Source organism: Rhizobium leguminosarum (assembly GCF_002953715.1).
Lineage (GTDB): Bacteria > Pseudomonadota > Alphaproteobacteria > Rhizobiales > Rhizobiaceae > Rhizobium > Rhizobium leguminosarum_V.
In genome coordinates this window covers 377,972-401,089 of the sequence record NZ_CP025015.1, presented here as the reverse complement: position 1 = coordinate 401,089, position 23,118 = coordinate 377,972, and the positions used below count along the sequence as shown (strand labels likewise).

Sequence of the window (23,118 nt, the reverse complement as noted above, 5' to 3'; positions counted from 1 at the left end):
ATGAACGGGCAATTAGCGAATTTGAAAACGACGATCGCTGATCCGCACCAGGATCATATCAGCCCATCGGAGCGGCAGGACCGTTCGAAAATTAAGGTAATGGATTCGGCTTCTGGCTCATTGTCTCCAATTGCAATCGATCTGGCCGGCGTTTCGAAATCATATGGTGGTAAAGTCGTCGTCAATGACTTGTCGTTTACTATCGCTGCAGGAGAATGTTTTGGTCTTCTAGGACCGAACGGCGCAGGCAAAAGCACGATCACCCGTATGATCCTAGGGATGACGTCGCCAAGTGCAGGCAAGATTACAGTACTCGGGGCGCAAGACCCGGGCCAGGTTCGCTTGGCACGCGCAAAAATCGGGATCGTCTCGCAGTTCGATAATCTCGACCTGGAATTCACGGTTCGCGAGAACCTTTTGGTATACGGCCGTTACTTCAGCATGAGTACCCGAGAAATCGAAGCGGTCATCCCGTCGCTGCTTGATTTTGCGAGACTTGAGAGCAAGACGAATACGCGTGTGGCTGACCTATCTGGAGGGATGAAGCGGCGCCTCACTTTGGCGCGTGCGCTCATTAATGACCCGCAGCTACTCATTCTGGACGAGCCGACTACTGGTCTAGACCCACACGCGCGCCACTTGATCTGGGAGCGGCTTCGGTCGTTGTTGGCACGAGGCAAGACAATTCTTCTAACGACCCATATCATGGAAGAGGCTGAGCGCTTGTGCGACAGGCTGTGCGTGCTTGAAGCTGGGCGAAAGATCGCCGAGGGCCGACCACATGCCCTGATCGAGGAGCAGATTGGCTGTCCCGTGATCGAAATTTTCGGTGGCGACCCGCAGGAGCTTAGTCTTTTGATCAGGCCGAATGCTAGGCGACTGGAGATCAGTGGAGAGACCCTGTTCTGCTACACGCCAGATCCAGAGCAGGTGCGCGCGCAACTGCGTAGATATTCGGGCCTGCGATTGCTGGAGCGTCCACCAAATCTAGAGGATGTCTTCTTGCGGTTAACCGGACGCGAGATGGAGAAGTAGACGATGAGCGTAGCAGCATTACCCGCCGGCGGTTTGAACTGGCTCGCAGTTTGGCGCAGAAACTATCTGGCCTGGAAAAAAGCGGCGCTGGCATCCATTCTGGGAAATCTAGCCGACCCTATAATATATCTATTCGGGCTCGGCGCTGGATTGGGAGTGATGGTAGGGCGCGTTGACGGCGTATCGTACACTGCATTTTTGGCGGCTGGAATGATTGCGACAAGTGCGATGACTGCTGCAACCTTCGAGACTATCTATGCCGCCTTTGGCCGAATGCAGGGCCAGCGCACCTGGGAAGCAATGTTGTACACACAGCTCACGCTAGGGGATATCGTCGTTGGGGAAATGGCATGGGCAGCAACTAAGGCGGCGCTGGCGGGCACCGGTATTGGTATCGTCGCCGCCACGCTGGGGTACACACACTGGTTGTGCCTTCTCTATGCGCTTCCGGTCATCGCCCTAACTGGCTTAGCCTTTGCGAGCCTTGGAATGGTCGTAACGGCCCTCGCGCCCAGCTACGATTACTTCATATTTTACCAAACCCTTGTCATCACACCGATGTTGTTTTTGTCAGGCGCAGTCTTTCCCATAGACCAATTGCCCGTAGCATTCCAACAGATAGCGGCCTTCCTGCCCTTGGCACATTCGATAGATGTTATCCGCCCGACGATGCTGGGCCAACCAATCGCCAATGTCTGCCTGCACATCGGCGTTCTCTGCATCTACATAGTCGTACCATTCTTCTTGTCTACCGCATTGCTTCGGCGGCGACTGATGCGGTGAAGAATGCTGCTTAGCAAGAAAAAGGGCGCATCGCGTCTCCGCGGCCATCGCTAACCATATTGGGGCAGCGACGACCCCCGGCTCCAGCGGCGTGATGCCGCCTCACCAATTTGCTACGGCTGCCACCGTCAGCACCTCACTACGATTGCGCGGCCTAATGCCAAGGTCAAACGACCATTTTTCCGGCCTCGGCCAGCATGGTCTGCGTGAGCCCAGCGATGCCGCCGATGACGACCGTGCTGTCGAGCCCCGTCAGCTGATCAATCAGGGTCGGCGATAGCCGTTGGTCTGTACGCGATCTTGCGGTTTCTAGGGACGACACAATCCTCGATGGCATGACCCACAGAAACTAGGCCGGAACCGCCACGTTTTCGGCTAGAGAAAGCAACAGACAGCCTGGCAATTCCCCTAAGCCAGCCTTAATCTGATCAGTGACGACATCCGCCACGTCACAAAACTGTTGGAGGGAACTCCGAAAAAACTTTGGAGCAAGGTCGGCCGGGGCTCCTTCGGGCCGACTCCTTGATTCAATTGGTGTCGTGGAGGCGGCATGGGATAACTGGTGTTAGTTGCGGAGTCCACGGGGAAAGGTCAGGCGGCGCGCCAAGTGGTTGCCGAAGTCAACCAACCCGATCCATAATGTCGGACTGAATGGTCATAGCAGTGTATATTGAAGCGTCCAATGGCAGATCTCCAAACGCGAGTTGACACAGAAGATAGTTGGCGCCGGCCTCTTCCAACTGATCAAGAAGAGACCGTCGCACAGAGGCTGCCGTTCCTACTACGCACAATTCACTCTCAATTGCGGCATCCAAGGTCAGCGGCAGGTTTGACGGAACTGGGATCGCATTGATATCGTATAGAAATTTGAAGCTCTTAACCCATCGTTCGTAAGCAGGTGCCGCGAGTGAATAGGCATGCGCGGCAGAACGTCCGACCACCACCATTCGGAGCAATCCGAGAAATGAGGCTTGGTCGTCCGTGCCATCGTAGTCCTCTCGATGGGAATGGAAGGCATCAGTAATTTTGCGAACAACAGACGCGGGTCCTAGGCACGCGATATTCGCGCCATTTGCGGCGGCCCAAGCTGCAGACTCGGGCCGGTTGGTGGCGATCCAAATGGGCGGATGCGGACGCTGATAAGGCTTCAGCGTCAATGGTACGTTGTTTAGCTCAAAGTGATCGCCTTGGTAGGATAGCGTACCGCCCTTCATTGCCTTGACAAGGATTTCACTGGCTTCGACGTAACGCTCCGGCACCGCGTCCGCATCAATTCCAAAGTAACCCAATTCGATTGGGAGTGATCCGCGGCCTATGCCCAACTCGAGCCTACCACCGCTCAACTGGTCAAGCATACAGATCTCTTCAAACGCGCGTAGCGGATGACACAGGCTTAGCAGCATGACCATGGGGCCGACGCGAAGATGACGAGTGCGCTGTGCCACGCTCGATAAGAACAAATTCGGCGATGGGCCTCTGCCATGCGGAGTACAATGGTGCTCTGCGAGATGATACGCATAAAAACCGAGCCGATCGCAGGTCTCTGCTAGCGTCAGGCGATTTGCATATTGTTGTGCGAGGTCGCGACCATCCTCGTCCAAATGATCAAAGATGCCGAAGCTTAGCTTTGCAGGAAAGGCGTTTCTCATTCCGTATCTCCAACGTTCATGCACATCCTTCAGACACCGATCCAAACGATCTAAGACTTGGATTGCTGAGCGGACATGATCTCATGCTCAGGGCGAACTTACCTCTGAGCTTTGCGTCTGCGAGGGCAGATCATTGAGATCTCGAAATTGCCCGCAGCCATCTGTGATTTTGCTGTTGCCGAAAGTCCACCGTCGGGCGTCGGCCCGCTCTACATCACCAAGGCCTAGAGAATGCCGACCCGGTGGCTTCGTCGACGCTTTGCAGGTCGCGCCGACGCGCGCCTTTTGTGAAGATGGTTCCTGATTTGACTTTGATGGCCGGTCCAAACCGGGCGGATAGTATCGAGCAGCGGCCTCCCGTTGCCCGCCATATCATGTTTATGCAACGCATAGAGCAGTGGCAGTGTTGCTTTAAGGCCGACCTTCGAGATCCTCAGCTCCCAAAATATCGCTGACCGCCGCAAGAAATGCATCCATCTGCGCTTTTGTACCGATGCTAACGCGGATGGAATATTCCAGTCCTCTATCGGGGAAGACAGCAATGAGTATCTTTCTCCGCTCCAGGGAGGATTGCCACCAGACGCTGTCTCTTCCTGCTGGCACACGGGCTAGCAGGAAGTTTGCATGCGAGGGAGTTACGGTGAAACCAAATTGCGAGAGCGCTGCGCTCACTCGCTGTCTCTCATACTTAATTTGCTTGTGGTTCTCGTCGTAGGCGGACCGATTCGAAAGGATGCTGACGCCAACAGCATGGCCAATCACGTTCATGTTGAAGACGTTCTGTATGTTTCGCAGTCTGCCGATGACCTCAGGATGACCGAATCCGAGCCCAACTCGAATGCCCGCAGCAGCATAGCTCTTCGAAAATGTTCTTAAGAGCAGGAGGTTCGCATGACGCTTAACCAGACGTAGAGCATCGTCAGGTGCAAAGTCGACATAGGCTTCATCCAAAACAATCAACCGATCCGATTGTGCCACAAGGAGTTCGATGTCAGCAATCGGAATAAATGTTCCGGTTGGGTTGTTCGGATTAGCCAACAGAATGAACTTGGCATCTTTTGCTGGTCCGAGGAGTGATTGCATTGACGGCAATGAGTGAATTTCCTCCCACCCAATTTCCAGAAAATCAGCTCCTTGCAAAAAGGCCAGTTTGCGGTTGAATGAAAACCCCGGCGACACCATCGCGACAGTGTCACCCGGAGCAAGGAATGCCCTGTAGATAAGCCCGAGAAGTTCAGATGATCCGTTCCCGGCGATCACCTGATCTCTGGAGAGGTCATAGGTAAGGGCGGCTGCTTCCCTCAGACTGATGTTGTCATTTTCCGGATACAGATACTGCCGTTCGAGGGCAGCAATAGCGCTCTGCATGACAACTGCCGGCAACGCAAATGGATTTTCATTCGTGTTTAGCTTGATGCAACCAGCATCCGGCGCCTTACTGGAAGGCAGAGCGTTCAGCTGTCTGGGCACTTCCGAAAGAGCCGAAAGCACGCTCTGTAATTTTGCGTCAGACATGTTTTTCTCCGTTTCATTCGCTGGGGCGATCACATTGCCGGTACAAATACTCCTATTCGTCCATTCCATATCGACTCGCGACTTTTTTATTGGATTTTCATACGGTTGGTAAAATCGTTTCTATGCATGGCATCCATCCATGCTATCAATTGACTGGCAGGCCGCGATCACTGTCAGTTTGCTGCCCAAATGATTCCGCTGTGCGCGAAGGGACAGGAGAGCAAGGACGTTGCCGACTTTCCGCGAGCACATGTTTCGAAAATGGCAGCGCGCGATTGGTCGATCGAAATGGCCTTCTCGAACTTACCCGGCCAGCGTTACGATACAATTGGCGTGGCTCATCTAATCGATGACATCGACTTCGACATAATCCTTGCCGACAACTAATTCCGCGTCATACGGGTTCTTTCTAAGGGTACGACAACGGCTGCCAGGTGCGCTTCGCGCGGCAAGAACGCCGAGGGCTGAGGCGATAACTTTTTTGAATCGCCGGCTTCCATTGCCCCGTCTGAATCGAGCGGATTGGCAATATCGAAATCCATGATCTTTTCAGTCGTCGTGTTACCAGTCTAGCCGATAAGCGATGAACTCGAACAGAATCTCAGTAGGTTATCGACACTTCAGAACGGCTTTCATTGAGATTGTTCAGGGATTTTCGATATCGTTGCTATAGCTGACGATAAATCGGACCACGACGCTTCCCAAACATAAGCGATCACCGGCGTTTATGATCATAGGATCGACAACCGTTGCGCGGGAGGAGTAACGATCACGCCTGAGGCGAAAGACGCCTTGCACAATGTTCGGCATTAAATCGAGACATTGGCAGCCAGACGTGAAAACCATCATAAGCGGGCGTTCGTAAATCATTCCCAACAACTGAGCGAGCCATCTTCGGACGGTGTCTCGCCTCACTTTCAATTGCCTCTCGAATACCGTTACGGTCCCGTCAGAAAGCCATTCGGCCAAAATGGCGCAGGATAGAGGCGATACAGTCAACGACGAAGCACGCAAGGCCCAAGGCACGCTGGGGAAAGAATGCGGGTTTGCGTTGTTGCGTTGCGAGGCCCGGCATCTCGCAAGATCGGATGAACGCTGGCAACGCGGCGCGTCTCTTGATCAACGACGCTATGACGGCGAGGAATATGTGGCTGCCGTTGCGTCGACGCATTGAGCGGGAAGACTGCCCCGGAACTACTCCGGTAAGCGCTTCTGCATGTGGCCGATGAGGCGGGTATCGCCGCTCTCTCTCGTCCGGCAGGGAGTTGGAGCGCGACGACCGGATCTGCCCTCAAGCCCAAAGATAGTCCGAATCTCAAAGGCTACCCGCTTTCGACATCAGTTTGCGCTGGCCGGACACGGACGCGCCACTCCTTGCCATCAGGTTGCTTCGAGCACCATGTTGAGCGAGCTCTCGGCCACGCGCCTGATATGTGTGAACCCGCCTGACCGGATCACCTCGGTCAACCGCCGTTCGCCTGCCTGCGCGCCTAGCGCCAGCCCTGTCTCCTGCGCAAGCGAGGTGGGAACGCAGATCATCGTCGACGCCGAGTAGTAGAGGCGCCCGACCGGATTGATGTTCTCCTCCAACGTATCTCCCGCGATCGGCTCGACGACCATCCAGGTGCCGCCGTCCTTCAGCGCCTTTCTGATATGAGACGCCGCAGCTTTCGGGTCGCCCATGTCGTGCAGGCAGTCGAAGCAGGTGATCAGATCGAAGTCGCTTCCGTCGAAGTCCTGCGCCAGGCCCACCTCGAACTGCACGTTCGCCAAACCGTGCGCCTCAGCATGCGCTTTCGCAGCCGCGACCGAGCCCAAATGGAAGTCGTAACCCGTGAACCGGGAGTTGGGAAAGGCCTGCGCCATCAGCACCGTTGATACCCCGTGCCCGCATCCGACGTCGGCCACCGTTGCACCCGATTTCAACTTGGCGATCACACCATCGAGCGCCGGCAGCCACTCCTGGACCAGCGCATTGACGTAACCAGGGCGGAACAGTCGCGCGACAGCGCAGAACATGCAGCCAGCCTGGTCGCCCCAGGCAACGCCTTCACCGGTCCTGAATGCAGACTGCACCTTCGGCTGATTTCCGACCATCGCAGCAGCGGTATCGAACGCGCCGATCAGATTGACCGGGCTGTCCGGCTCGGCAAATACGAAGGCCTGTTCGGGCGTCAGCGAGAACAATCCTTTCTGATGGTGCACATAACCTGAGGCGGCCTGTGCCACCAGCCACTCGCGCACATAACGAGGTGCGCATCCCGTAGCATCGGCAAGTTCGTGGGCCTTCACCGGCCCGATCTCCTTAAGTGTCCTGTATAGCCCCAGAGCATCTCCAATCCGTACCAGCGGCACGCTGACCGCTCCGCCAATATCGCCAAGGATGCGGTCCACGAGGTCCTTGGTGAGCGTCCGGTGAGCGGATTTTGGTTGGGCGCGAGATTGGCTCAAGTTACGACACAGAAGATTCATTTGTGACGTAACAGGGTATGAATGGCCAAGGTTGAGATCCTGACGGGTGCCGAGCGACAACGGCGATGGTCGACGGAACTGAAGCTTTCGATATTGCAAGAAGCGTTCAGCGCGGATGGCACCGTTTCGGATGTCGCGCGCCGGCATGACGTTCTTCCGCAGCAGATTTACGCCTGGCGAAAGAAGCTCTTGCCACCCGAATCTCCCCAGGCCGCATCGTTCATCCCGGTATCGCTTATCGGAGCGTCGGAGAGCGTGAGTGACGGTTCCAAGAGGAGCAGTGCTCGGTCGAGATGGAAAGACGTTGAAATCGTCCTAAGGAACGGCCGCTTACTGAGAATCGCAGCGGACATGGATCTCGAAGTGCTATCGTCACTGGTCGCTTGTGTGGAGGCGGCATGATCGGGCCTTCGGGGAATGTGCAGGTTTATCTGGCCTGCGGGGTGACTGATATGCGGCGCGGCATTGATGGTCTGTCAGCGTTGGTCGAGGCAGTCATAAAGGAAGCGCCGGGTTCTGGCGCGATCTTCGGATTCCGCGGAAAACGCGCTGATCGGATCAAACTTTTATGGTGGGATGGCCAGGGGTTTTGCCTGTTTTACAAAATTTTGGAACGCGGATACTTTCCCTGGCCGACGGCGAAAGATGGGGTTGCGCATCTGACGCAAGCTCAGTTGTCGATGCTTGTTGAGGGGATCGACTGGCGCCGACCTGCGTGGACTTCTGCTCCCGGACGAACGGGTTAAAAGCTATATTTTGCAAAGACATCCGGGGCATAATGCTGGCACTTCCGGCGCAAATCGGCTATGTACGCGGGTATGGAAACAACGCCGCTGGACAGTCAGGCCGAGCTATCTGCTTTGCGCGCGCTCGTCGCTGAACAGACGGCGAAACTTGAGGAGCAAGAAGCAGAAGTCACCAAGCGCGACTCCATTATCGGTCTTCTGCGCGCGCAGTTGGATTTGCTCCGACATCGGCAGCACGGTCCTTCTTCGGAAAAGATCGACCGGAAGATCGAGCAATTTGAACTGATGCTGGAGGAGATCGAGGCTTCCCGCGCCGAGGCTGAGGTGCGTTCTGGAAAAAACCCCTTACCGGAGTTGGACGACGCACCGGGTAAGCCCAAACGCAGACCGCTGCCGGATGGCCTTCCAACAGAAGAGCTGGTTTATGCGGCGCCCTGCAGTTGTCCGAGCTGTGGTGGCACGTCCTTCCTGAAGGCGGCTGACAAGGTCGTCCAAGTGATGGAGCATATACCGGCATCCGTAAAGATTGTCCGGCACGTCGAAAAGCGCATGATCTGCAGGGACTGCGACACAACGGTGTCTGGCGAAATGCCGACCTTGCCGATCGAGCGAGGCAAGCCCGGACCGGGGTTGCTCGCCCATATCATGGTCGCCAAATTCGACGATCACATTCCGCTCTATCGTCTATCCGAGATGTACGACCGGCTGGGGATAGACATCTCCCGGTCGGTGATGGCGGACTGGGTTGGCCGGGTGTCCGTTCTGCTTGCGCCGCTCATCTTGCTAATCAGAGCCCATGTCGCCGCGGTCGACCGAATACATACGGACGATACCCCAGTCGATGTCCTCGACCCTGGGCGAGGGAAGACAAAAACCGGGCGGGTCTGGGTCTATGTCTTCGATGGCAGCGGCTATCAAGATCCCACGCCCAGAGCCATAGCCTACTACTATAGCCCCGACCGCAAGGGCGCGCATCCAGCCGACCACCTCGCTGCCTTCAGCGGCGTGATGCACGCGGACGGCTATGGTGGCTATAAGAAGCTTTACGGCAACCAGATCATCGAGGCCGCCTGCATGGCGCATGTACGCCGCAAGTTCCACGATGTGATTAAGCTGAAGCCATCTCCGATCGCTGACGAAGCGCTGTCGCGCATCGGTGCGCTCTACGATATCGAGGATCGTATCCGCGGCATGTCGGCTGAGGAGCGGCGTACACTGCGCCAGCAACACGCCAGGCCCCTTCTGGCGGACCTCAAGAGCTGGATAGAAGAGACGCTTTCGACCCTGCCACAGAAGCAGAAGCTGGCGGAAGCGATGCGATATGCCCTCTCGCGATGGGCAGCGTTGAGCGTTTACATCGACGATGGCCGTGTTGAAATCGATAACAACATAGCTGAACGAGCCATGCGTCCGCTTGGAATGGGAAGAAAAAATTGGCTCTTCGCCGGGTCAGACAAGGGCGGTGAGCGCATCGCCAACATCCTGACCATCGTCGAGACTGCCAAACTCCATGGCCACAATCCGGAGGTCTATCTCACAGACGTCCTGACCCGGATCCAGAGCCATCCCAAGGATCGGCTCCACGAATTGCTGCCGTGGCAGTGGGTGCCGGCGAAAGACCGATACGAGGCTGCGTGATGGCACGCTCGAGGTTCATCTACACGCTCAAAGAAGTCGCCGTCATGATCGGCGAGAACCTTGAACTACTCGAGGAAGTCACCGCCAACTCGGACAATATCGCCGAAGGCGAATTGGTATATGTCCGCGATGGCAGTGAAGATGGCACAAAAGGCCTGACCGAAAATGGAATTGACGACCTTCGAGATCTCCTGGCCGACATACGGACGTGGGATGGTGGAATCCGCCAGTTCCTCGTCGATGAACAATGCGATCCCGAGATAATCGAGCGCGTCATAGCAGATGAGCTAAGGCGCAAGTCCTAAACCGCGCCTCGTAGACGCAAGAAATGCATTCGCCGGACGCTCACGGTCCTTGAGCGTGGTTTCGTTGAGTTGCATCATATCGGATTCCTCCTGATTTATGGGCGGCCTCCTGCCGATGACCGCCTTCAAGGGATCGTGAACTCGATGCCCTATATTCGGCGTGTATGCCCGCTTGCGCTTCGCATCCACGCACATCTATCAAGCCGCGCACACGCTAACTGGGTAGCCTCCTCGCGTCGACAGTAACGGGCAGCCGCCTGTTCTGCGATAGATCGGGGAGGGCAATCCGCCATCCATTTTTAAGCAAAATGAAGCCGCCCCATAGGTTTTTGTGCTCAACCGAGATGATCGGTTCCTCAAGGTCTTTCTTGTGAATATAGACCGATAAGCCGACGTCAGTTCTGCTGATTGTCACTCTCATGCATGTCCCTTCTCGCTACTGCGGCTTTGGAGATCGAAAGTCGAGCGTTATCAAAGTCTATTATTTTAGTACAACATATGCCCCAGGCCGATACCTCCGTTCTCTGTCTGAGATTTGGGCGGCACGCCCCACGTCGGCTACCAGGTTACGCGCATCGCACACTGGATGTGGTTCCGGTTGTACGCAATTTTCTAACCGCATGTTCGCCCAGGAGACCACTGACCGCTCGTCTCATTCTTCGCGCTTTAGTCGGTGGCGATCAGGCAGGGACGCAGGTCTTCGGCATCGGACACACCGAAGCGCATTGTTGCGTGTCAAACTCACCCTTGCACTCGGTACATTTTTTTGAATCCACAACATATCCCTCACCTTTGAAACTGATCGCATCTGAGGGACATTCAAATTCGCAAGCGCCGCACTGGGTGCATTGGGATACAATGATCTTGAAGGCCATGTTTTAGCTCCTGATTCAGTCAGCGGGGCCTAAGCCGTCCGCATCGCCGGTTTGCCGCCAAACTCGGCGGCGTATAGCGCGCCAATCGCAGTCTCGATGTAGTCATAGGAAAATGCGTCAGTAGCTCTCACGCCGGTTTCTGCCAACCGCTTCTTTGGGAAATCGCCGATTTTGCAAGAAAGCAGAACGTCGATGCCGTCGAGTGCAACGATAGTGTGATCGAGAGTGGCCCTCTCGCCTTTACCACCGAGGCAATACTGCTCGACCTTGCGGTGTCCCACCAAGTTGATCCCCTTTCGTGAGACTGCATACACTTGAAGTTCTCTTGCCTGACCGAAATGTTCGTTGATCCGGCCGCCACCTTTAGTCGCCACGGCAACAGCAAGGGTTCCCGAAGAACCTAGTGACTTGACTGCTTTGCTCGCGCCCAATTTTGCTGCAAATTGATCCTCTCGCTCATGCTCGACCAACGTCCGATATGCCTCGCGCTTGCTGGCATCGTAATCAACTTTGGTGGAGATTTGGTCGAGGGCAAACTCTCGCTCGCGATCATCGCCCAGCAAACCGATGGCGTCGGCCCGGCACTGTTGGCAGTGGCGCATAAGCTTAACGTTACCATCGAGACAGTCTTGAAGTGCCTCTAGTTCGAACTGCTCCGGGCAACGCTGCCCCGTGAGACCGTAATAAGTACCATGCGAAGGCTTGGAAATCAGGGGCACCACATTGTGCATGAACGCCCCGCGGTCTCTGATCCATCGGTTAACTTCCACGAGGTGCGTGTCATTGACGCCTGGAATCATTACCGAATTGATCTTGGCGAGGATGCCGCGTTTGGTCAGCATTTCCAAACCTAACATTTGGCGCTCGTGAAGGATCCTGGCCGCTTCTATGCCAGTGTATCGACGATGCCCGTGGAGTATCCATGGATAGATCGTCGCCCCGACTTCGGGATCCACCATGTTGATAGTGATCGTCACGTGATCGACGTTCATATCAGCTAGCTCATCGACATGGTCGGGAAGCGCTAATCCATTGGTAGAAATGCATAGCTTGATGTCAGGTATTTCTCTCGAAACTCCCTCAAACGTCGCTACTGTCTTCCTCCAGTCGTAACAAGCGTCGCCCGGTCCGGCGATGCCGATTACCGAAAGCTCCGGCACTTTGCTGGCGACGGCAAGCACCTTGCGTAGTGCCTGGTCGGGAGTTAACTTCACCGATGCGACACCGGGGCGGCTTTCGTTGGAGCAATCATATTTGCGATTGCAGTAGTTGCACTGGATGTTGCAGGCAGGTGCGACCGCGACATGCATGCGAGCGAAATAGTGATGTGCTTGCTCTGAAAAGCAGGGATGGTCTTTAATTCTCTCCCAGTTCCGCGCATCTATGTCATCCGTCACCGAAAGGCCATAGGACGAAGATGCGCGGCCACCGGGCATAGTAGGAGCCATGGGCGCCCGGTGGGAGGGGGCACTGCTGGTCGTCCCGACCTTTATTTCCGGTTCCCACATCGCACTGTTCCACTGTTGAGGAAAGGTTAGATCTCCAAAAGCAAGAGAGATTCCGGTCGATGAGATATTATTGTTTCAGCGCTTATGTCGCCTTACCGCTCGTTTCCCCGCTTGCTGCCGGAGATGTCTTGTAGAAATGAAAATAGATCGCGCCCGAAGTCGTTGGGCCACGCTTACGGAGTTCTTGGCGATCGCCGTCACTCCTTCTTCACATCGATACCATGCCGGCGTAGCGCATAGCCGACCTGCCGCGGCGTTTTACCCAGGATACGAGCCGCTTTGGCCTGTACCCAACCAGCCCTCTCCATTGCCTTGATCAGCGGATCACGCTCGATGAGGCCCGCTGCCTCGATTGTGGCTGCGGCACCGCTGGGAGTGCCTGCGTGGGCGCCCAGTCCGCCCGACATTGTATCTCGCGGGTTGAGACCATGCATCGCGTCGTTGCCAATACCGTCGCCGTCGGCTTTCCGGAGGAGCGCCGAAGAACACTGGTCTTGCTGACAGGCAAAATCCGTTGAAGTGATGGTATTTGAACTGGCGAGAGTGGCGGTCCTTTGAACGCAGTTGTCCAGCTCGCGAACATTGCCGGGGAAGGCGCATTTCGACAAAATGTCTATTGCCGACGGTCCGAAGTCGCAATTTCGATCATTTGCCTTGTTGAATTGCTCGAGGAACACTTGCGCTAGAAGCGAAATGTCACCGTCACGCTGCCGAAGTGGCGGCAAAATGATGGGCACCACATTGATCCGGTAATAGAGGTCGGCTCTGAACTCCCCTCGAAGGACGGCCACTTCAAGGTTTTTGTTGGTGGCGCATATAACTCGAACGTCTACTTTCAATGTCTTCGTTCCGCCGAGACGTTCGAATTCGCCTTCCTGTAACACGCGCAATAACTTCGCCTGGAATTGTGGTGATACATCGCCAATTTCATCAAGCAATAGCGTTCCGCCATTGGCCAGTTCGAAACGTCCAGCTCGTTGAAGGAGAGCGCCAGTGAAAGCGCCCTTCTCATGGCCAAACAATTCGGATTCCAGAACGGTTTCCGACAGCGCGGCGCAATTCAACTTAATAAACGCCTTGCTTTTCCGCATCGATAACTCGTGTATTGCTCTTGCAACGCATTCCTTGCCAGTGCCGCTCTCTCCTCTCAAGAGCACCGCGGAGTTCGTCGCGGCCACGAGCTCGGTGGTAGCTAATACCCTCTTGATCGCTGGGCTCTCCCCAACGATCCAGTCGATTTTATCGATTTGGGTGGGATGAGACTTCAGCTTGATTTTCGCAATCTGTCCTGCTTGTTGTACCTCGGCGACTGAGCCGCCATCGCTGCACAATTCGCGATAGCGCTGGCAGGTTAAGCCGATCAGGACGGCAATCATTGCCAGAAGGGTTTCGTCCTGATCTCCGCTTTTCTGCGCGAAATCAATCCACAATGCGCCAATTGCTTTCCGGTTTACTTTAACGGGGAGAACGGCAGAATTTTTCCCAAAGTGCTTCTCACCGCTAGCGATGACGCGATTTATTGCGTCCGCCTGTTCAATCGTAAGAGAACGTGAGCGAACGTCGTGCCCAATGGGAGCCCGCACGTTGATCCAGGGCTCTCCTCCGGAGCCGTGAATCACGATTCCGCCATCGCGCAATAGCAGATGCTCGACGAGGGCGTTCATCGCAGCCTTCAGAACGTTGTCTAGAGGAAAAGAACGGATAAGCTCTTTGGATATGTCGTAGAGTATATGGAGCCGCGCCTCTGGTTTAATCATGCCTACAAACAGGGGAGGGTGCACTGCTTTTTACCCTGGTGCGCGAAATATGCTAACGCATATTCCTAAGTTAAAGATACGTGTTCCCGACGGCATAGCCTTTCGAAAGGTGATGAGTGGATGCACATTCAATCGCCGCCGCTAATGCAACTGGATCGGTCGCTGCTATCGCGGCGGAGGTAGGTACTCCTCATCCGAATTTGAAGAGGACCCCGAACCCGCCCCGGGGATAATTCCACTTGATGTCGCCACTAGCTTCGCATAACACTCTGCATGTGCCGCATTCCAAGCAGCCATCGGAAACAATCGCCACCTGACCAATTTCGTTAAGCTCGTAGCATTTGGCCGGACAGATTTGCGTCAAGGCGAGGAGGTTTGGGCTTGGCGACAGATGCGGTCGCACCGCAATGTGCGGACGTCCAGTATCGACGAGATATCGGTTTTGGTACAGCTTATCTTCAATGCGCTCTATGATGGTCGCCTTCATCCGAATTTTCCTTTAACGCCAAGATACGGCGGAGCGGACCGCGTCGCTAATCAACCCCCAACGGGACCGTGCGTTGATAAAGGAGGCAGCTGTGGCCTTCTCCCCGTTGATTTTAGGTGCACCGTCGACGCGCACAAAATTTTGCGCCGCCTGAGATATAAGCGTTGGATACGTCATGAAAAAATTGTGACTGTCAGTGTGGAGGAGGCCTGGAAGATCTTTGTGTTTCGTCAGGTCTCGCATGACGAACGACTTATCCAGCATGCCTTTATAAAGAGAGAGATTGCGCTTCGTCATCAAGCCGCCACGGCTCTTTATCTGGAAGATCGCTTCACCCGCCATGAGACCTGATGTCATCGCAAGGTTTGATCCCTCGCGATGCACGGCATTGTTTAGTTGCGCCGCGTCGCCCACGACGACCCACCCGTTGCCAAAGAGCTGCGGGATTGCCTTGAAGCCCCCCTCTGGAATAAGGTGCGCGGCGTATTCTTTGATATCTGATCCGGCCAGTAATGGTCGGATCGAGGGATGTTGCTTGAAGGCGTCAAGAAGGCGGTACGGATTTTCCATGCTTGCCGCTAAACCGGAAACGAGGCAGCCGATCCCCACCGAGATCGACTCTTTATTGGTATAAAGGAAGCCCAGCCCGGCCATTCCGCGTGAGATCGTGCCGCCGGCTTCGATCACACAGCCTTCGCTACCGGTGAGGCCGAAGCGCTCTGCAATGACCTCTTCCGGCATAAAATGCATTTCCTTGACAGCGAGTGCCACATTTTCTGGCTTCGGCATATCGCGTAAGCCGGCTCGTGTGCCAAGGAGTCCGTTCACGCCCTCAGCGAGGACGACTACGTCCGCGAGGATCACACCGCCCTCTCGGTCCGTGTAAACGCCTATTACTCTACCGCTCTGATCTCGAGCGAGTTTCGTCGCTGTCGTTTCACAAAGGACTGTGCCGCCCGCCTCGCGCACCTTGGATGAGAACCACTTGTCAAACTGGGCACGGATGATCGTATACCGGTTTGGCTTAAGTTCATTGAAGTCATCAGAGCGATAGTGTACGCCCGTGTGCGACGAGTCATCCATTAGCCAGAATCGTTGCTCGACCAGATGCCGTTCAAGAGGAGCGTCATCGCGGAAGTTTGGGATAATCGCCTCCAACATGTTGGCGTACAATATAGCCCCTTGAACATTCTTAGAGCCCGGATGTTCTCCGCGCTCCAATTGCAGCACTTTTAGACCGCGACTGGCCATCGAATACGCTGCGGCGTTACCGGACATACCGGCACCAATGACGATCGCGTCGAACTTACTCTTGGTCATTTAGCCTTCCTCCATACCCTAGATAGCGTTGTGCGGTGGCATTCGCCTGGCGAAAGCTTCTGTTAACGCCGGCAAGAACTCCAGCGCGCAAGCGACAACGCCGATGTGGGCGAAGTCAAAGATCGGAGCGTTCTGGTCGAGGTTGATTGCGACAATCAGATCGGCTCCTTCGACGCCAACGCGATGCTGGACCGCGCCAGATATTCCCGCCGCGATGTAGAGCTTGGGTCTAATGGTATGGCCGGACTGACCAATTTGTCGATCAGCAGGCATCCAGCCTTTTTGGACCAGTGGGCGCGAGCACCCGACTCCCCCGCCGATCGTCGTTGCGAGGTTTCTCAAGTATTGCAGGTTTCCTGCGGCGCCGAGGCCGAGTCCGCCCCCAACCACGATGTCGGAGTTGGCCAGATTGGATTGCTCAGAACCGTCGTTGCAGAGGAATGCGAGGACTTTGGTGACGATCGCCTCCTCGACCATTGTGAGTTCATGCTGGATAATGCGTCCAATTGGCTTATCCGCACGCTGCGGCGTCGCCATGACCCTGGGCCGCACCGTTGCCATCTGAGGTCGGCTGTTCAGCGTGTAAATCGTGCACAACAAGGACCCGCCGAAAGTTGGCCGCGTCGCTGCGAGTGAACCATCTCCATCAACATCCAGCTCGGTGCAATCAGCCGTAAGCCCCGTTTGTAAGGTCGTTGCTACAGCACCGGCGAGGTCGCGGCCGAGCGTGGTCGCGCCAAGAAGGAGAATTTCTGGTTTGTGAGTAGTGACCAGATCCGTCAAAGCCTTGGTGAAGGGTTCGTTTCGATAGTTGGCGAGGAGGGGCGACTCTACCAGATAGGCGATATCAGCTCCGTAAGCGAAGGCCTCTTCAATGGCCGGCTTGGTCCCCACGCCTTCAGACGAACCGAGGATTACCCCGGCAAGTTGGACACCCAGTTTGTCAGCTAGCCTGCGGCCTTCGCCGAGGAGTTCAATCGATACGGGATGAACCTTGCCGCGCTCAAGTTCCATGAAGACCCAGACGTGCCGGTGATCTTCGAAACACTTAAGCAGCTTTTTCCCTGAGCTGGCGCGGCCGACCGCGTTTGCCGGCGTTTCATTTTTTCTAGCGACCAAAATCTACTCCTCGCTGTTCACCGATTGCCATGGCACGTGAGCTTGCGTTCCAAAACGGGCTGGCGGGCAAAAATTGCAGCGACCGTCTCCGCGGCGACCTCGGCCAACGTTTTGTCGTTAATGTCCATTTGCATAGCTTTTTCGGCGCGCGGACCGGGAGCGAATACTCGCTTCACGACCGTCGGCGATCCCCTTAGGCCGCATTTGGTCAACTCCCCAATGCCGGCGTCAGAGGCCCCCCATTTAAGAACCGGGCTTCGCGCGGCACGGAAGGCGTCATCAAGAGAGCCCCGGCGGATAGCATTGACACCTTCCAGCACGGTGATGAGACTTGGCAACGTGCTCTTCAGCATCTGCGTGCCGCTTTCCGCGTGCCGTTCAACCATGAGTTCGCGCGAAGTGGGATCAATGGAGACAATCTTCGTTACGTAAGTCAGTTGCTGGAGGTTCAGCCTCTTTGCAATTCCAGGTCCGACCTGGGCCGTGTCGCCGTCAATTGTCTGCTTTCCCGTAAAGACGATATCAGGCGCCCCATAGCTCTCGCCAATCTTCGCTACTGCTTGAGAAAGAGCATACGAGGTCGCCAGCGTGTCAGATCCAGCAAAGTGGCGGTCGGTCAGAAGCACTGCGCGATCTGCGCCGTGGGTGAGCGCCTTGCGTAGCGCTTGCTCAGCCATGGGCGGGCCCATCGTGAGAACAGTCACCTCGCCCCCATAACGGTCACGAACCTGGAGTGCCTCTTCGAGAGCAAAAAGGTCGAAAGGGTTAATGATGGTCGGTACACCTTGGCGCATTATCGTATTTGTCACCGGGTGGACGCGAATCTGCGCAGAGTCCGGCACCTGTTTGATACAGACCACGATGTGCATAGTCGTTTAAGCTCCCAATCAGATTTTGGCTTTAAGGACCCGGCTTGCTTTGAGCACTGCTCGTGCCAATCAGGTTACGCCGGTAAGCCTTGGAGATTGCACATCTTTCTTTGTCGCTATGCACAGGATTTTGTAGGGTTGCCAACATGCCGTGTCGCAATCCGCCAATAACTAATCGATGGAGAGGGCGGCCCATTAACGTCAGCTGCGCTATGAGCCGGGAGAATTACAATCCCGGAGACAGACAGCTGCGCCAGGTAGGACAGCGACGACCGGCAATAACCGCAGGTAGTCGCAAAAAAGTCGAAGATGTATATCTTGCCGAGCTGGAAGTTGGAAAGCGGATCGCCGCGCAGCCAGTGCTGCACTTTGATGGACGGAGCTGGAGAGTCTATGCCCAAATCAGGGGTCATGTTTTGGTCTCCGCCACTATTTTTTCCGGCGCTTCGTTGCGCCAGGAATGAGCGTGTTAGGTGTCAGGTCGAGTTGCTTCGATTTCGAACCGCGGCGCATGTTCCGTCTGTTGGACGCAGGCTTGAGATCTCGTTTTCTGAAATGGCTTCTGCGGGTGCGGGTGGCCATTGCATGTCCTTCTTTTGGCAGGGTGGCGATGTCTCCGTCGTGACAGGAAGACACCGAGCCTTGATGTCGATGGAGGTCATTAAAGAGTTACCACTAGTCGTGAACACCGATTATGCTTCTCCGCGTTGGACGCCGCGGGGCCGTGCAAGCGATGCCTGTAAGTCGCAGGTGCCGGGGACTTAGCCTCCGGAGGACTTCGGCGGCGATCTCTTGGGGTGAGGTTCTCACTTTCGTTTCCCCTGCCACAGCAATCGTCTTCATCGCCTTGCTCTACGATGTGTCTTCTTACGGTTTTCTCATTCCTCTTGAGGGAGTTGGCCTCTGCTTCAGCGTCGGCGAAGACCGCCTCAACATCCTCGCGTGAGACGAGTGGGGCGACACCTCTCATAATGCTCCGTTGGGCGAGGCGGCGCACAATTTCCTTGACATATGCGGCGCTGGCACCCTTTGAACGGAGGACGGCTTCGGCCAAAGCTCCTCCCTGGAAGTTCAGCGCATGACCGTATTGCTCGATCAGCCGCTTGCGGCAATCGTCATCAGGGAGAGGGATCTCAAGAGCCGCATCTACGCGGCCCGAACGGGTGGCGAGTGCCTGCTCGAGGGATTTCGGCCGATTCGTGGTCAGGAGGATGAGGATGTCCGCGTCTGTGCCGAGACCGTCCATCTCGTTCAACAGACGGTTCAGGCGGGTTTCTGCCTTTTGGCCCGAAATATCATCGCGTGAACGGGCGACCAGATCCACATCCTCAAACACCATGATGCATGGCTGCAGGACGCGAGCCAGCGCGAAGTGTTCCTCCATATCCAGCATCTGCTCAGCCGTGACCAGAATTGTGCTGTGCTCGGGCAGGTTGGCAGCGATATAGTGGACGACATGGGTCTTGCCGGTGCCAGGCTCTCCGTAGAGCAGGATCCCTTTCTGTCCTGACTGGCCGAGGCGCTTCAACTCCTCCCGGCATTTAACAAAATCGAAGACGTGCGTGTCGAGCTGGGCCATAGTCGCCTTTGAAAGCACGACGTCGTCCCGGCTTACGGCAGGGAGCTTATGCACGCGCATTGTTTCGTTCGTGCCTTCGAAGTCAGTGGACTCGAAAGAGACGGCCTTGTTGCGATAATATCGGGAGCTCTTGCCGTGCGCCTCGATTGTGCGCAGAAAGCCCTCGGCGAAGTCATGACCCACGTCATTGGGCAGGTGAGCTACTTCGACCTGGACCTTTGAACCACCCCGGACTTTGAACTTCGACAACATGACTGCTGCAGGCACGTCGCCGTCGATCATTATCAGCCAGAGACCGTTGTTAATCGAAGCATATGGCTCATCTTCGCCAATGTCGATGTCCTGATACTGCACGGGCGTCAGCTGCACGGCGTGTTTTCCCTCGGAAGTGGTCAGGTCTGACAGCTTCATTGGGAAATACTCGATCCATTGATGGAAGCCCAAGAGCTCAGGGGACCAAGGTGCGACTTGGTCCTCGATAATGGTTTGAAGATCTGGCAGGAGATGTGCGGTAAACTGCCGGCGTGAGCTCACGAGAACTGCCAAATCATTGGTCTTGAAATGGCGAAGAAGTTTCTGCCACACAAAGCGAGCGGATTCACTCATGACGATGTTCCTTTGAAAGTGGAGTGGGGTGGAACGCCTGGGTCTTTGAAAGCAGCACTCGCATCAGGTTTCTCTCCAAACGTCGCGGCAGGCACGGTGTGCATAGTCGCTTGATCTCCCAAAATCGGATCAGGTCCCTAGCGACCCGGCCTACTCTGAGCACTACTCGTGCCAATCAGGTTGCGCGGGCAAGCCTCCGAGATTGCACATCTTTTTTTGTCGCTATATGGAGGGCTTGTAGGGTTGCCGACATGTCGTGTCGCAATCCGCCCACGATCACTACAGCGACGGAGAGGCGGTCCGACAGGCTTCGAGTCGGACAATTCATGACGGCTGCGCCATAAGCCGCAGATCAGCGGCTTGACGCGTTTCGCAAAACCGCCGCCGGTGGGGCGCAAATCCCACCGCCGCTTTGCAGTCAATACAGGTCGGCAACGGCCCGTTCGATGCGATCGCATGCCTGCGTGATCACCTCCATCGACGTTGCGATCGAGAGGCGGAAATGAGGCGATATCCCGAAGGCGGCACCCTGCAGCGCCGCGACCCCGACGCCATCCAGCAGGTAGAGCACGAAATCGAGGTCTGTCTCGATTGTCTTACCTTCGGGCGTCTTCTTGCCGATGACACCAGCACAGTTCGGAAACAGATAGAAGGCTCCGTCCGGCACCAGGCAGGATAGGCCGGGCACGGCATTGAGCCGTGAGCACGCATAATTGCGTCGCTCCTTATAGACCTTCACGCTTTCCGCGACGAATGACTGGTCCGAAGACAGCGCATAGGCAGCGGCGGCCTGACTGACGGACGATGGGCAGGACGACATCTGCGACTGCAGCTTGTTGATGGCTGCGATCAGGGCGGCCGGACCCGCCGCGTAGCCGATACGCCATCCGGTCATGGCGTAGGACTTTGAGACGCCATTGGTCAGCAGAACACGCTCCTTCAGTTCCGGGACGGCGGCAACCAGCGTCGTCATCGGCTCGTCCTTGAACCAGACCTGGTCGTAGATATCGTCGGAGAGCACGAAGACGTGGGGATGGCGCAGCAGCACCTTGCCGAGGGCTTCGAGTTCGCTCCTGTCGTATGCCGCGCCCGTCGGATTGGACGGCGCGTTGAGAACCAGCCACAAGGTCTTCGGCGTGATCGCTTTTTCCAAAGCCTCCGGCGTGAGTTTGAAGCCTGCTTCCTGCGGGCATCCGATGATGACCGGCTTGCCTTCGTTGGCAATGACCATATCGGGATAGGAAACCCAGTATGGTGCGGGAATGATCACCTCTGCATCGTTTTCCACGCTCGCCATCAGCGCCAGAAACAGAACCTGCTTGGCGCCACCGCCCACGCAGATTTCGTTGTCCGCGTAGCTGAGGCCGAGCCGGCGCTTGATATCGCCGATGATTGCCTTGCGTAGCGCCGGCGTGCCGTTGACGGCGGTATATTTGGTTTCGCCCCTGTCGATGGCTGCGTGCGCCGCGGCCTTGATGCTGTCTGGCGTGTCGAAGTCCGGCTCGCCGACCGTCAGGTCGACGATATCGCGGCCGGCTGCCTTCAGTTCGCGAGCCCGGGCTGCCGCAGCGGTGCTCGGCGAGATCTTCATATTGGACACACGCGATGCAGGCACGAAGGTGCTCATTGGGATTTCCTCGGTTCTGGAGAGGCTGGATAGGCCTCAGTGAACGGCGTCGGTTTCGCCGCGCATCTTTCCGGTCAGAAAAGGTCGACGAATCCGTGATGGTTGATGGCAGGATCAAGGTCGCCGAAAGCTTGAGAAAGTTGATTGCCAATCTGGTGACCCCCGACGAACTCAGAGCATCAGGACTTAAGTTCCAGATTGCGTTATTGCCCCTTTGAAGACCCACCCCCTAAACCGCTCGCTCTACAGGCAGCAAAATCCGTGCCTATTTTGACGGGTCGTACTGATGAGAATTCTTACGAATTGGTTCAAAAGCTTAGAGGAGAACTTCGGCAAAACTCCATGCGCAATCGGTCTGAGTGTTCGACAACCCCGCCAATGAAATGGGCAATTCGCGACAACTGAGCTTCAAGGAACCCCCGTCGCCAATGCGCCCAGCACGCAGCCACTTTGCAGCGAGGAAGCCTCCGCTCCAGATAAGCATAGCTTGTTGTGTCCTTTGTAGCCGTTAGCCTGAAGGATGCCGCTTGATTGCTTGAGTGGCGGTGGAAGCGCTCTTCTTTCGAGTCAGGGGCAAAAGGTAGACTGCACCGGGGGGGAAGTCCCCACTCATGGACGCTGATCGCGGACAAAGTTCAGGTCCTGCCCTTCTTCACACCCTTGCCCAGCCCTTGCCTGGCAGCGAGGGATCCGGCACCCGGATCGGGTGTCGTCGGCATGACGGAGGTCACGTGTCATGATCGCCGTTTCGATCCGCTCGATGAGAGGCTGAAGCACCTGCATGGCATGAACACACCGATCAACCATCGTGCTATCGGGAATGTCGGCGCCCTTACGGGCGAAGGTCTCGTTTAGACGGTACAGTGGCAAATAGTCGTCGAACTTTGAGACCAGAATGTACGCCAAGAGGCCAGTGCCCGCCATACTGGCCGGTATCGGGCGGCTGGGTGTGCCACCTGCACCATTTTCTCGCAGCAGCGGCAGGAGTTCTTTAGTCGAGCAACCTCAAAGACTTCCATCTGCGCGGTTTTTCATGTCGAAGATTTCGCTAACGTCCTCACTGACAAGACGCAATTAACCCCCGCATCCCGGGCAGCAAGACACGTCGCTAACGGCGTCGTTGAACACGTGTCTTAGGGTCATCAAGGCGCTAGGCGGCAGGCGATGCCCACCTGGCGGCGACAGCGTAGCCGCGGCATCCTCCGTCCTGCCGATCGTGATCAGCTGG

20 protein-coding genes and 2 pseudogenes are annotated in these 23,118 nt (G+C 56.0%); 7 read left to right on the top strand and 15 right to left on the bottom strand.

The genetic code is table 11. The features are described from left to right. Both nodI and CUJ84_RS34185 read left to right on the top strand, forming a co-directional pair. The gene (gene nodI / locus CUJ84_RS34190; RefSeq protein ID WP_105010027.1) at nt 1-1,035 is read left to right on the top strand and encodes a nodulation factor ABC transporter ATP-binding protein NodI; all 1,035 of its coding nucleotides are present in this window, start codon (nt 1-3) and stop codon (nt 1,033-1,035) included. 3 nt (nt 1,036-1,038) lie between these two features. Beyond that, nucleotides 1,039-1,818 carry an ABC transporter permease gene (locus CUJ84_RS34185; RefSeq protein ID WP_105009921.1) on the top strand — a complete coding sequence of 260 codons (780 nt, stop codon included), beginning with the start codon at nt 1,039-1,041 and terminating at the stop codon, nt 1,816-1,818. 620 nt (nt 1,819-2,438) lie between these two features. Here the strand turns inward: CUJ84_RS34185 and CUJ84_RS34180 are convergent. Further along, nucleotides 2,439-3,467, bottom strand: a complete 1,029-nt coding sequence (locus CUJ84_RS34180) for an LLM class flavin-dependent oxidoreductase (protein ID WP_105009920.1) — start codon at nt 3,465-3,467, stop codon at nt 2,439-2,441. Nucleotides 3,468-3,878: 411 nt separating this feature from the next. Continuing rightward, on the bottom strand, nt 3,879-4,982 hold the full coding sequence (locus CUJ84_RS34175) for a pyridoxal phosphate-dependent aminotransferase (RefSeq protein ID WP_105010026.1): 1,104 nt from the start codon (nt 4,980-4,982) through the stop codon (nt 3,879-3,881). 1,038 nt (nt 4,983-6,020) lie between these two features. On the opposite strand from CUJ84_RS34175, the pseudogene CUJ84_RS39080 reads away from it, so the two are divergent. After that, a pseudogene (locus tag CUJ84_RS39080) lies at nt 6,021-6,279 on the top strand (DUF982 domain-containing protein); the annotation flags it as partial. 83 nt (nt 6,280-6,362) lie between these two features. On the opposite strand, the gene CUJ84_RS34160 reads toward CUJ84_RS39080, so the two are convergent. Continuing rightward, nucleotides 6,363-7,454 (bottom strand): class I SAM-dependent methyltransferase, encoded by a 1,092-nt coding sequence (locus tag CUJ84_RS34160; RefSeq protein WP_432444936.1) that lies wholly within the window; start codon nt 7,452-7,454, stop codon nt 6,363-6,365. Nucleotides 7,455-7,475: 21 nt separating this feature from the next. Between CUJ84_RS34160 and tnpA the strand changes: the two genes are divergently transcribed. From tnpA to CUJ84_RS39340, 4 genes are all read left to right on the top strand, one after another. Then, on the top strand, nt 7,476-7,856 hold the full coding sequence (tnpA, locus tag CUJ84_RS39470) for an IS66-like element accessory protein TnpA (protein WP_105009803.1): 381 nt from the start codon (nt 7,476-7,478) through the stop codon (nt 7,854-7,856). Further along, nucleotides 7,853-8,200 (top strand): IS66 family insertion sequence element accessory protein TnpB, encoded by a 348-nt coding sequence (gene tnpB, locus CUJ84_RS34150; protein ID WP_105009804.1) that lies wholly within the window; start codon nt 7,853-7,855, stop codon nt 8,198-8,200. The genes tnpA and tnpB overlap by 4 nt, the downstream gene beginning before the upstream one ends. Nucleotides 8,201-8,272: 72 nt before the next feature. Continuing rightward, nucleotides 8,273-9,838, top strand: coding sequence for an IS66 family transposase (tnpC, locus tag CUJ84_RS34145; RefSeq protein ID WP_105010013.1), 1,566 nt, complete (start codon nt 8,273-8,275; stop codon nt 9,836-9,838). Further along, nucleotides 9,838-10,143, top strand: a complete 306-nt coding sequence (locus CUJ84_RS39340) for a hypothetical protein (RefSeq protein WP_105009805.1) — start codon at nt 9,838-9,840, stop codon at nt 10,141-10,143. Before tnpC ends, CUJ84_RS39340 begins: the two co-directional genes overlap by 1 nt. 214 nt (nt 10,144-10,357) lie before the next feature. Here CUJ84_RS39340 and nifT read toward each other — a convergent pair whose 3' ends face one another. From nifT to CUJ84_RS39065, 12 genes and pseudogenes are all read right to left on the bottom strand, one after another. Further along, the gene (nifT, locus tag CUJ84_RS34130; protein WP_027667872.1) at nt 10,358-10,564 is read right to left on the bottom strand and encodes a putative nitrogen fixation protein NifT; all 207 of its coding nucleotides are present in this window, start codon (nt 10,562-10,564) and stop codon (nt 10,358-10,360) included. A gap of 259 nt (nt 10,565-10,823) precedes the next feature. Continuing rightward, nucleotides 10,824-11,018, bottom strand: coding sequence for a 4Fe-4S binding protein (locus tag CUJ84_RS34125; protein ID WP_017958634.1), 195 nt, complete (start codon nt 11,016-11,018; stop codon nt 10,824-10,826). 29 nt (nt 11,019-11,047) lie between these two features. Then, nucleotides 11,048-12,526: a nitrogenase cofactor biosynthesis protein NifB gene (gene nifB, locus CUJ84_RS34120; protein WP_105009916.1), complete on the bottom strand. Its 1,479-nt coding sequence runs from the start codon at nt 12,524-12,526 to the stop codon at nt 11,048-11,050. Between the two features lie 197 nt (nt 12,527-12,723). After that, nucleotides 12,724-14,283, bottom strand: a complete 1,560-nt coding sequence (gene nifA, locus CUJ84_RS34115) for a nif-specific transcriptional activator NifA (RefSeq protein WP_105009915.1) — start codon at nt 14,281-14,283, stop codon at nt 12,724-12,726. A 190-nt stretch (nt 14,284-14,473) separates the two neighbouring features. Further along, entirely contained in the window at nt 14,474-14,770 is a 297-nt protein-coding gene (locus tag CUJ84_RS34110) for a ferredoxin family protein (RefSeq protein ID WP_105009914.1), read from the bottom strand. 12 nt (nt 14,771-14,782) lie between these two features. Beyond that, complete coding sequence (locus CUJ84_RS34105; RefSeq protein ID WP_105009913.1) at nt 14,783-16,090, bottom strand: NAD(P)-binding protein; 1,308 nt, start codon at nt 16,088-16,090, stop codon at nt 14,783-14,785. A gap of 18 nt (nt 16,091-16,108) precedes the next feature. Next, nucleotides 16,109-17,209, bottom strand: a complete 1,101-nt coding sequence (locus tag CUJ84_RS34100) for an electron transfer flavoprotein subunit alpha/FixB family protein (RefSeq protein ID WP_105009912.1) — start codon at nt 17,207-17,209, stop codon at nt 16,109-16,111. Nucleotides 17,210-17,226: 17 nt separating this feature from the next. Next, complete coding sequence (locus CUJ84_RS34095; protein ID WP_105009911.1) at nt 17,227-18,078, bottom strand: electron transfer flavoprotein subunit beta/FixA family protein; 852 nt, start codon at nt 18,076-18,078, stop codon at nt 17,227-17,229. A 116-nt stretch (nt 18,079-18,194) separates the two neighbouring features. Then, nucleotides 18,195-18,491, bottom strand: a complete 297-nt coding sequence (locus CUJ84_RS39075) for a TlpA family protein disulfide reductase (RefSeq protein WP_105009910.1) — start codon at nt 18,489-18,491, stop codon at nt 18,195-18,197. Nucleotides 18,492-18,739: 248 nt separating this feature from the next. Then, nucleotides 18,740-20,263, bottom strand: a complete 1,524-nt coding sequence (locus tag CUJ84_RS39070) for an AAA family ATPase (RefSeq protein WP_245457631.1) — start codon at nt 20,261-20,263, stop codon at nt 18,740-18,742. Between the two features lie 418 nt (nt 20,264-20,681). Further along, nucleotides 20,682-21,890 (bottom strand): aspartate transaminase, encoded by a 1,209-nt coding sequence (locus CUJ84_RS34080; RefSeq protein ID WP_105009909.1) that lies wholly within the window; start codon nt 21,888-21,890, stop codon nt 20,682-20,684. A gap of 413 nt (nt 21,891-22,303) precedes the next feature. Continuing rightward, nucleotides 22,304-22,991 (bottom strand): annotated as a pseudogene (locus CUJ84_RS39065) (IS66 family transposase); the annotation flags it as partial. Between the last annotated feature and the right edge of the window lie 127 nt (nt 22,992-23,118).

Excerpts from the sequence above, each read along its gene's own strand:
- nifT (WP_027667872.1), bottom strand. The coding sequence starts at position 10,564 with ATGAGAGTGACAATCAGCAGAACTGACGTCGGCTTATCGGTCTATATT.
- nifB (WP_105009916.1), bottom strand. The coding sequence starts at position 12,526 with ATGTGGGAACCGGAAATAAAGGTCGGGACGACCAGCAGTGCCCCCTCC.
- CUJ84_RS34080 (WP_105009909.1), bottom strand. The coding sequence starts at position 21,890 with ATGAGCACCTTCGTGCCTGCATCGCGTGTGTCCAATATGAAGATCTCG.
- tnpB (WP_105009804.1), top strand. The coding sequence starts at position 7,853 with ATGATCGGGCCTTCGGGGAATGTGCAGGTTTATCTGGCCTGCGGGGTG.
- tnpC (WP_105010013.1), top strand. The coding sequence starts at position 8,273 with ATGGAAACAACGCCGCTGGACAGTCAGGCCGAGCTATCTGCTTTGCGC.
- CUJ84_RS39070 (WP_245457631.1), bottom strand. The coding sequence starts at position 20,263 with ATGAGTGAATCCGCTCGCTTTGTGTGGCAGAAACTTCTTCGCCATTTC.
- CUJ84_RS34185 (WP_105009921.1), top strand. The coding sequence starts at position 1,039 with ATGAGCGTAGCAGCATTACCCGCCGGCGGTTTGAACTGGCTCGCAGTT.
- tnpA (WP_105009803.1), top strand. The coding sequence starts at position 7,476 with ATGGCCAAGGTTGAGATCCTGACGGGTGCCGAGCGACAACGGCGATGG.
- nifA (WP_105009915.1), bottom strand. The coding sequence starts at position 14,283 with ATGATTAAACCAGAGGCGCGGCTCCATATACTCTACGACATATCCAAA.
- CUJ84_RS39340 (WP_105009805.1), top strand. The coding sequence starts at position 9,838 with ATGGCACGCTCGAGGTTCATCTACACGCTCAAAGAAGTCGCCGTCATG.
- nodI (WP_105010027.1), top strand. The coding sequence starts at position 1 with ATGAACGGGCAATTAGCGAATTTGAAAACGACGATCGCTGATCCGCAC.
- CUJ84_RS34180 (WP_105009920.1), bottom strand. The coding sequence starts at position 3,467 with ATGAGAAACGCCTTTCCTGCAAAGCTAAGCTTCGGCATCTTTGATCAT.
- CUJ84_RS34095 (WP_105009911.1), bottom strand. The coding sequence starts at position 18,078 with ATGCACATCGTGGTCTGTATCAAACAGGTGCCGGACTCTGCGCAGATT.
- CUJ84_RS34105 (WP_105009913.1), bottom strand. The coding sequence starts at position 16,090 with ATGACCAAGAGTAAGTTCGACGCGATCGTCATTGGTGCCGGTATGTCC.
- CUJ84_RS34125 (WP_017958634.1), bottom strand. The coding sequence starts at position 11,018 with ATGGCCTTCAAGATCATTGTATCCCAATGCACCCAGTGCGGCGCTTGC.
- CUJ84_RS39075 (WP_105009910.1), bottom strand. The coding sequence starts at position 18,491 with ATGACCCCTGATTTGGGCATAGACTCTCCAGCTCCGTCCATCAAAGTG.
- CUJ84_RS34175 (WP_105010026.1), bottom strand. The coding sequence starts at position 4,982 with ATGTCTGACGCAAAATTACAGAGCGTGCTTTCGGCTCTTTCGGAAGTG.
- CUJ84_RS34110 (WP_105009914.1), bottom strand. The coding sequence starts at position 14,770 with ATGAAGGCGACCATCATAGAGCGCATTGAAGATAAGCTGTACCAAAAC.
- CUJ84_RS34160 (WP_432444936.1), bottom strand. The coding sequence starts at position 7,454 with ATGAATCTTCTGTGTCGTAACTTGAGCCAATCTCGCGCCCAACCAAAA.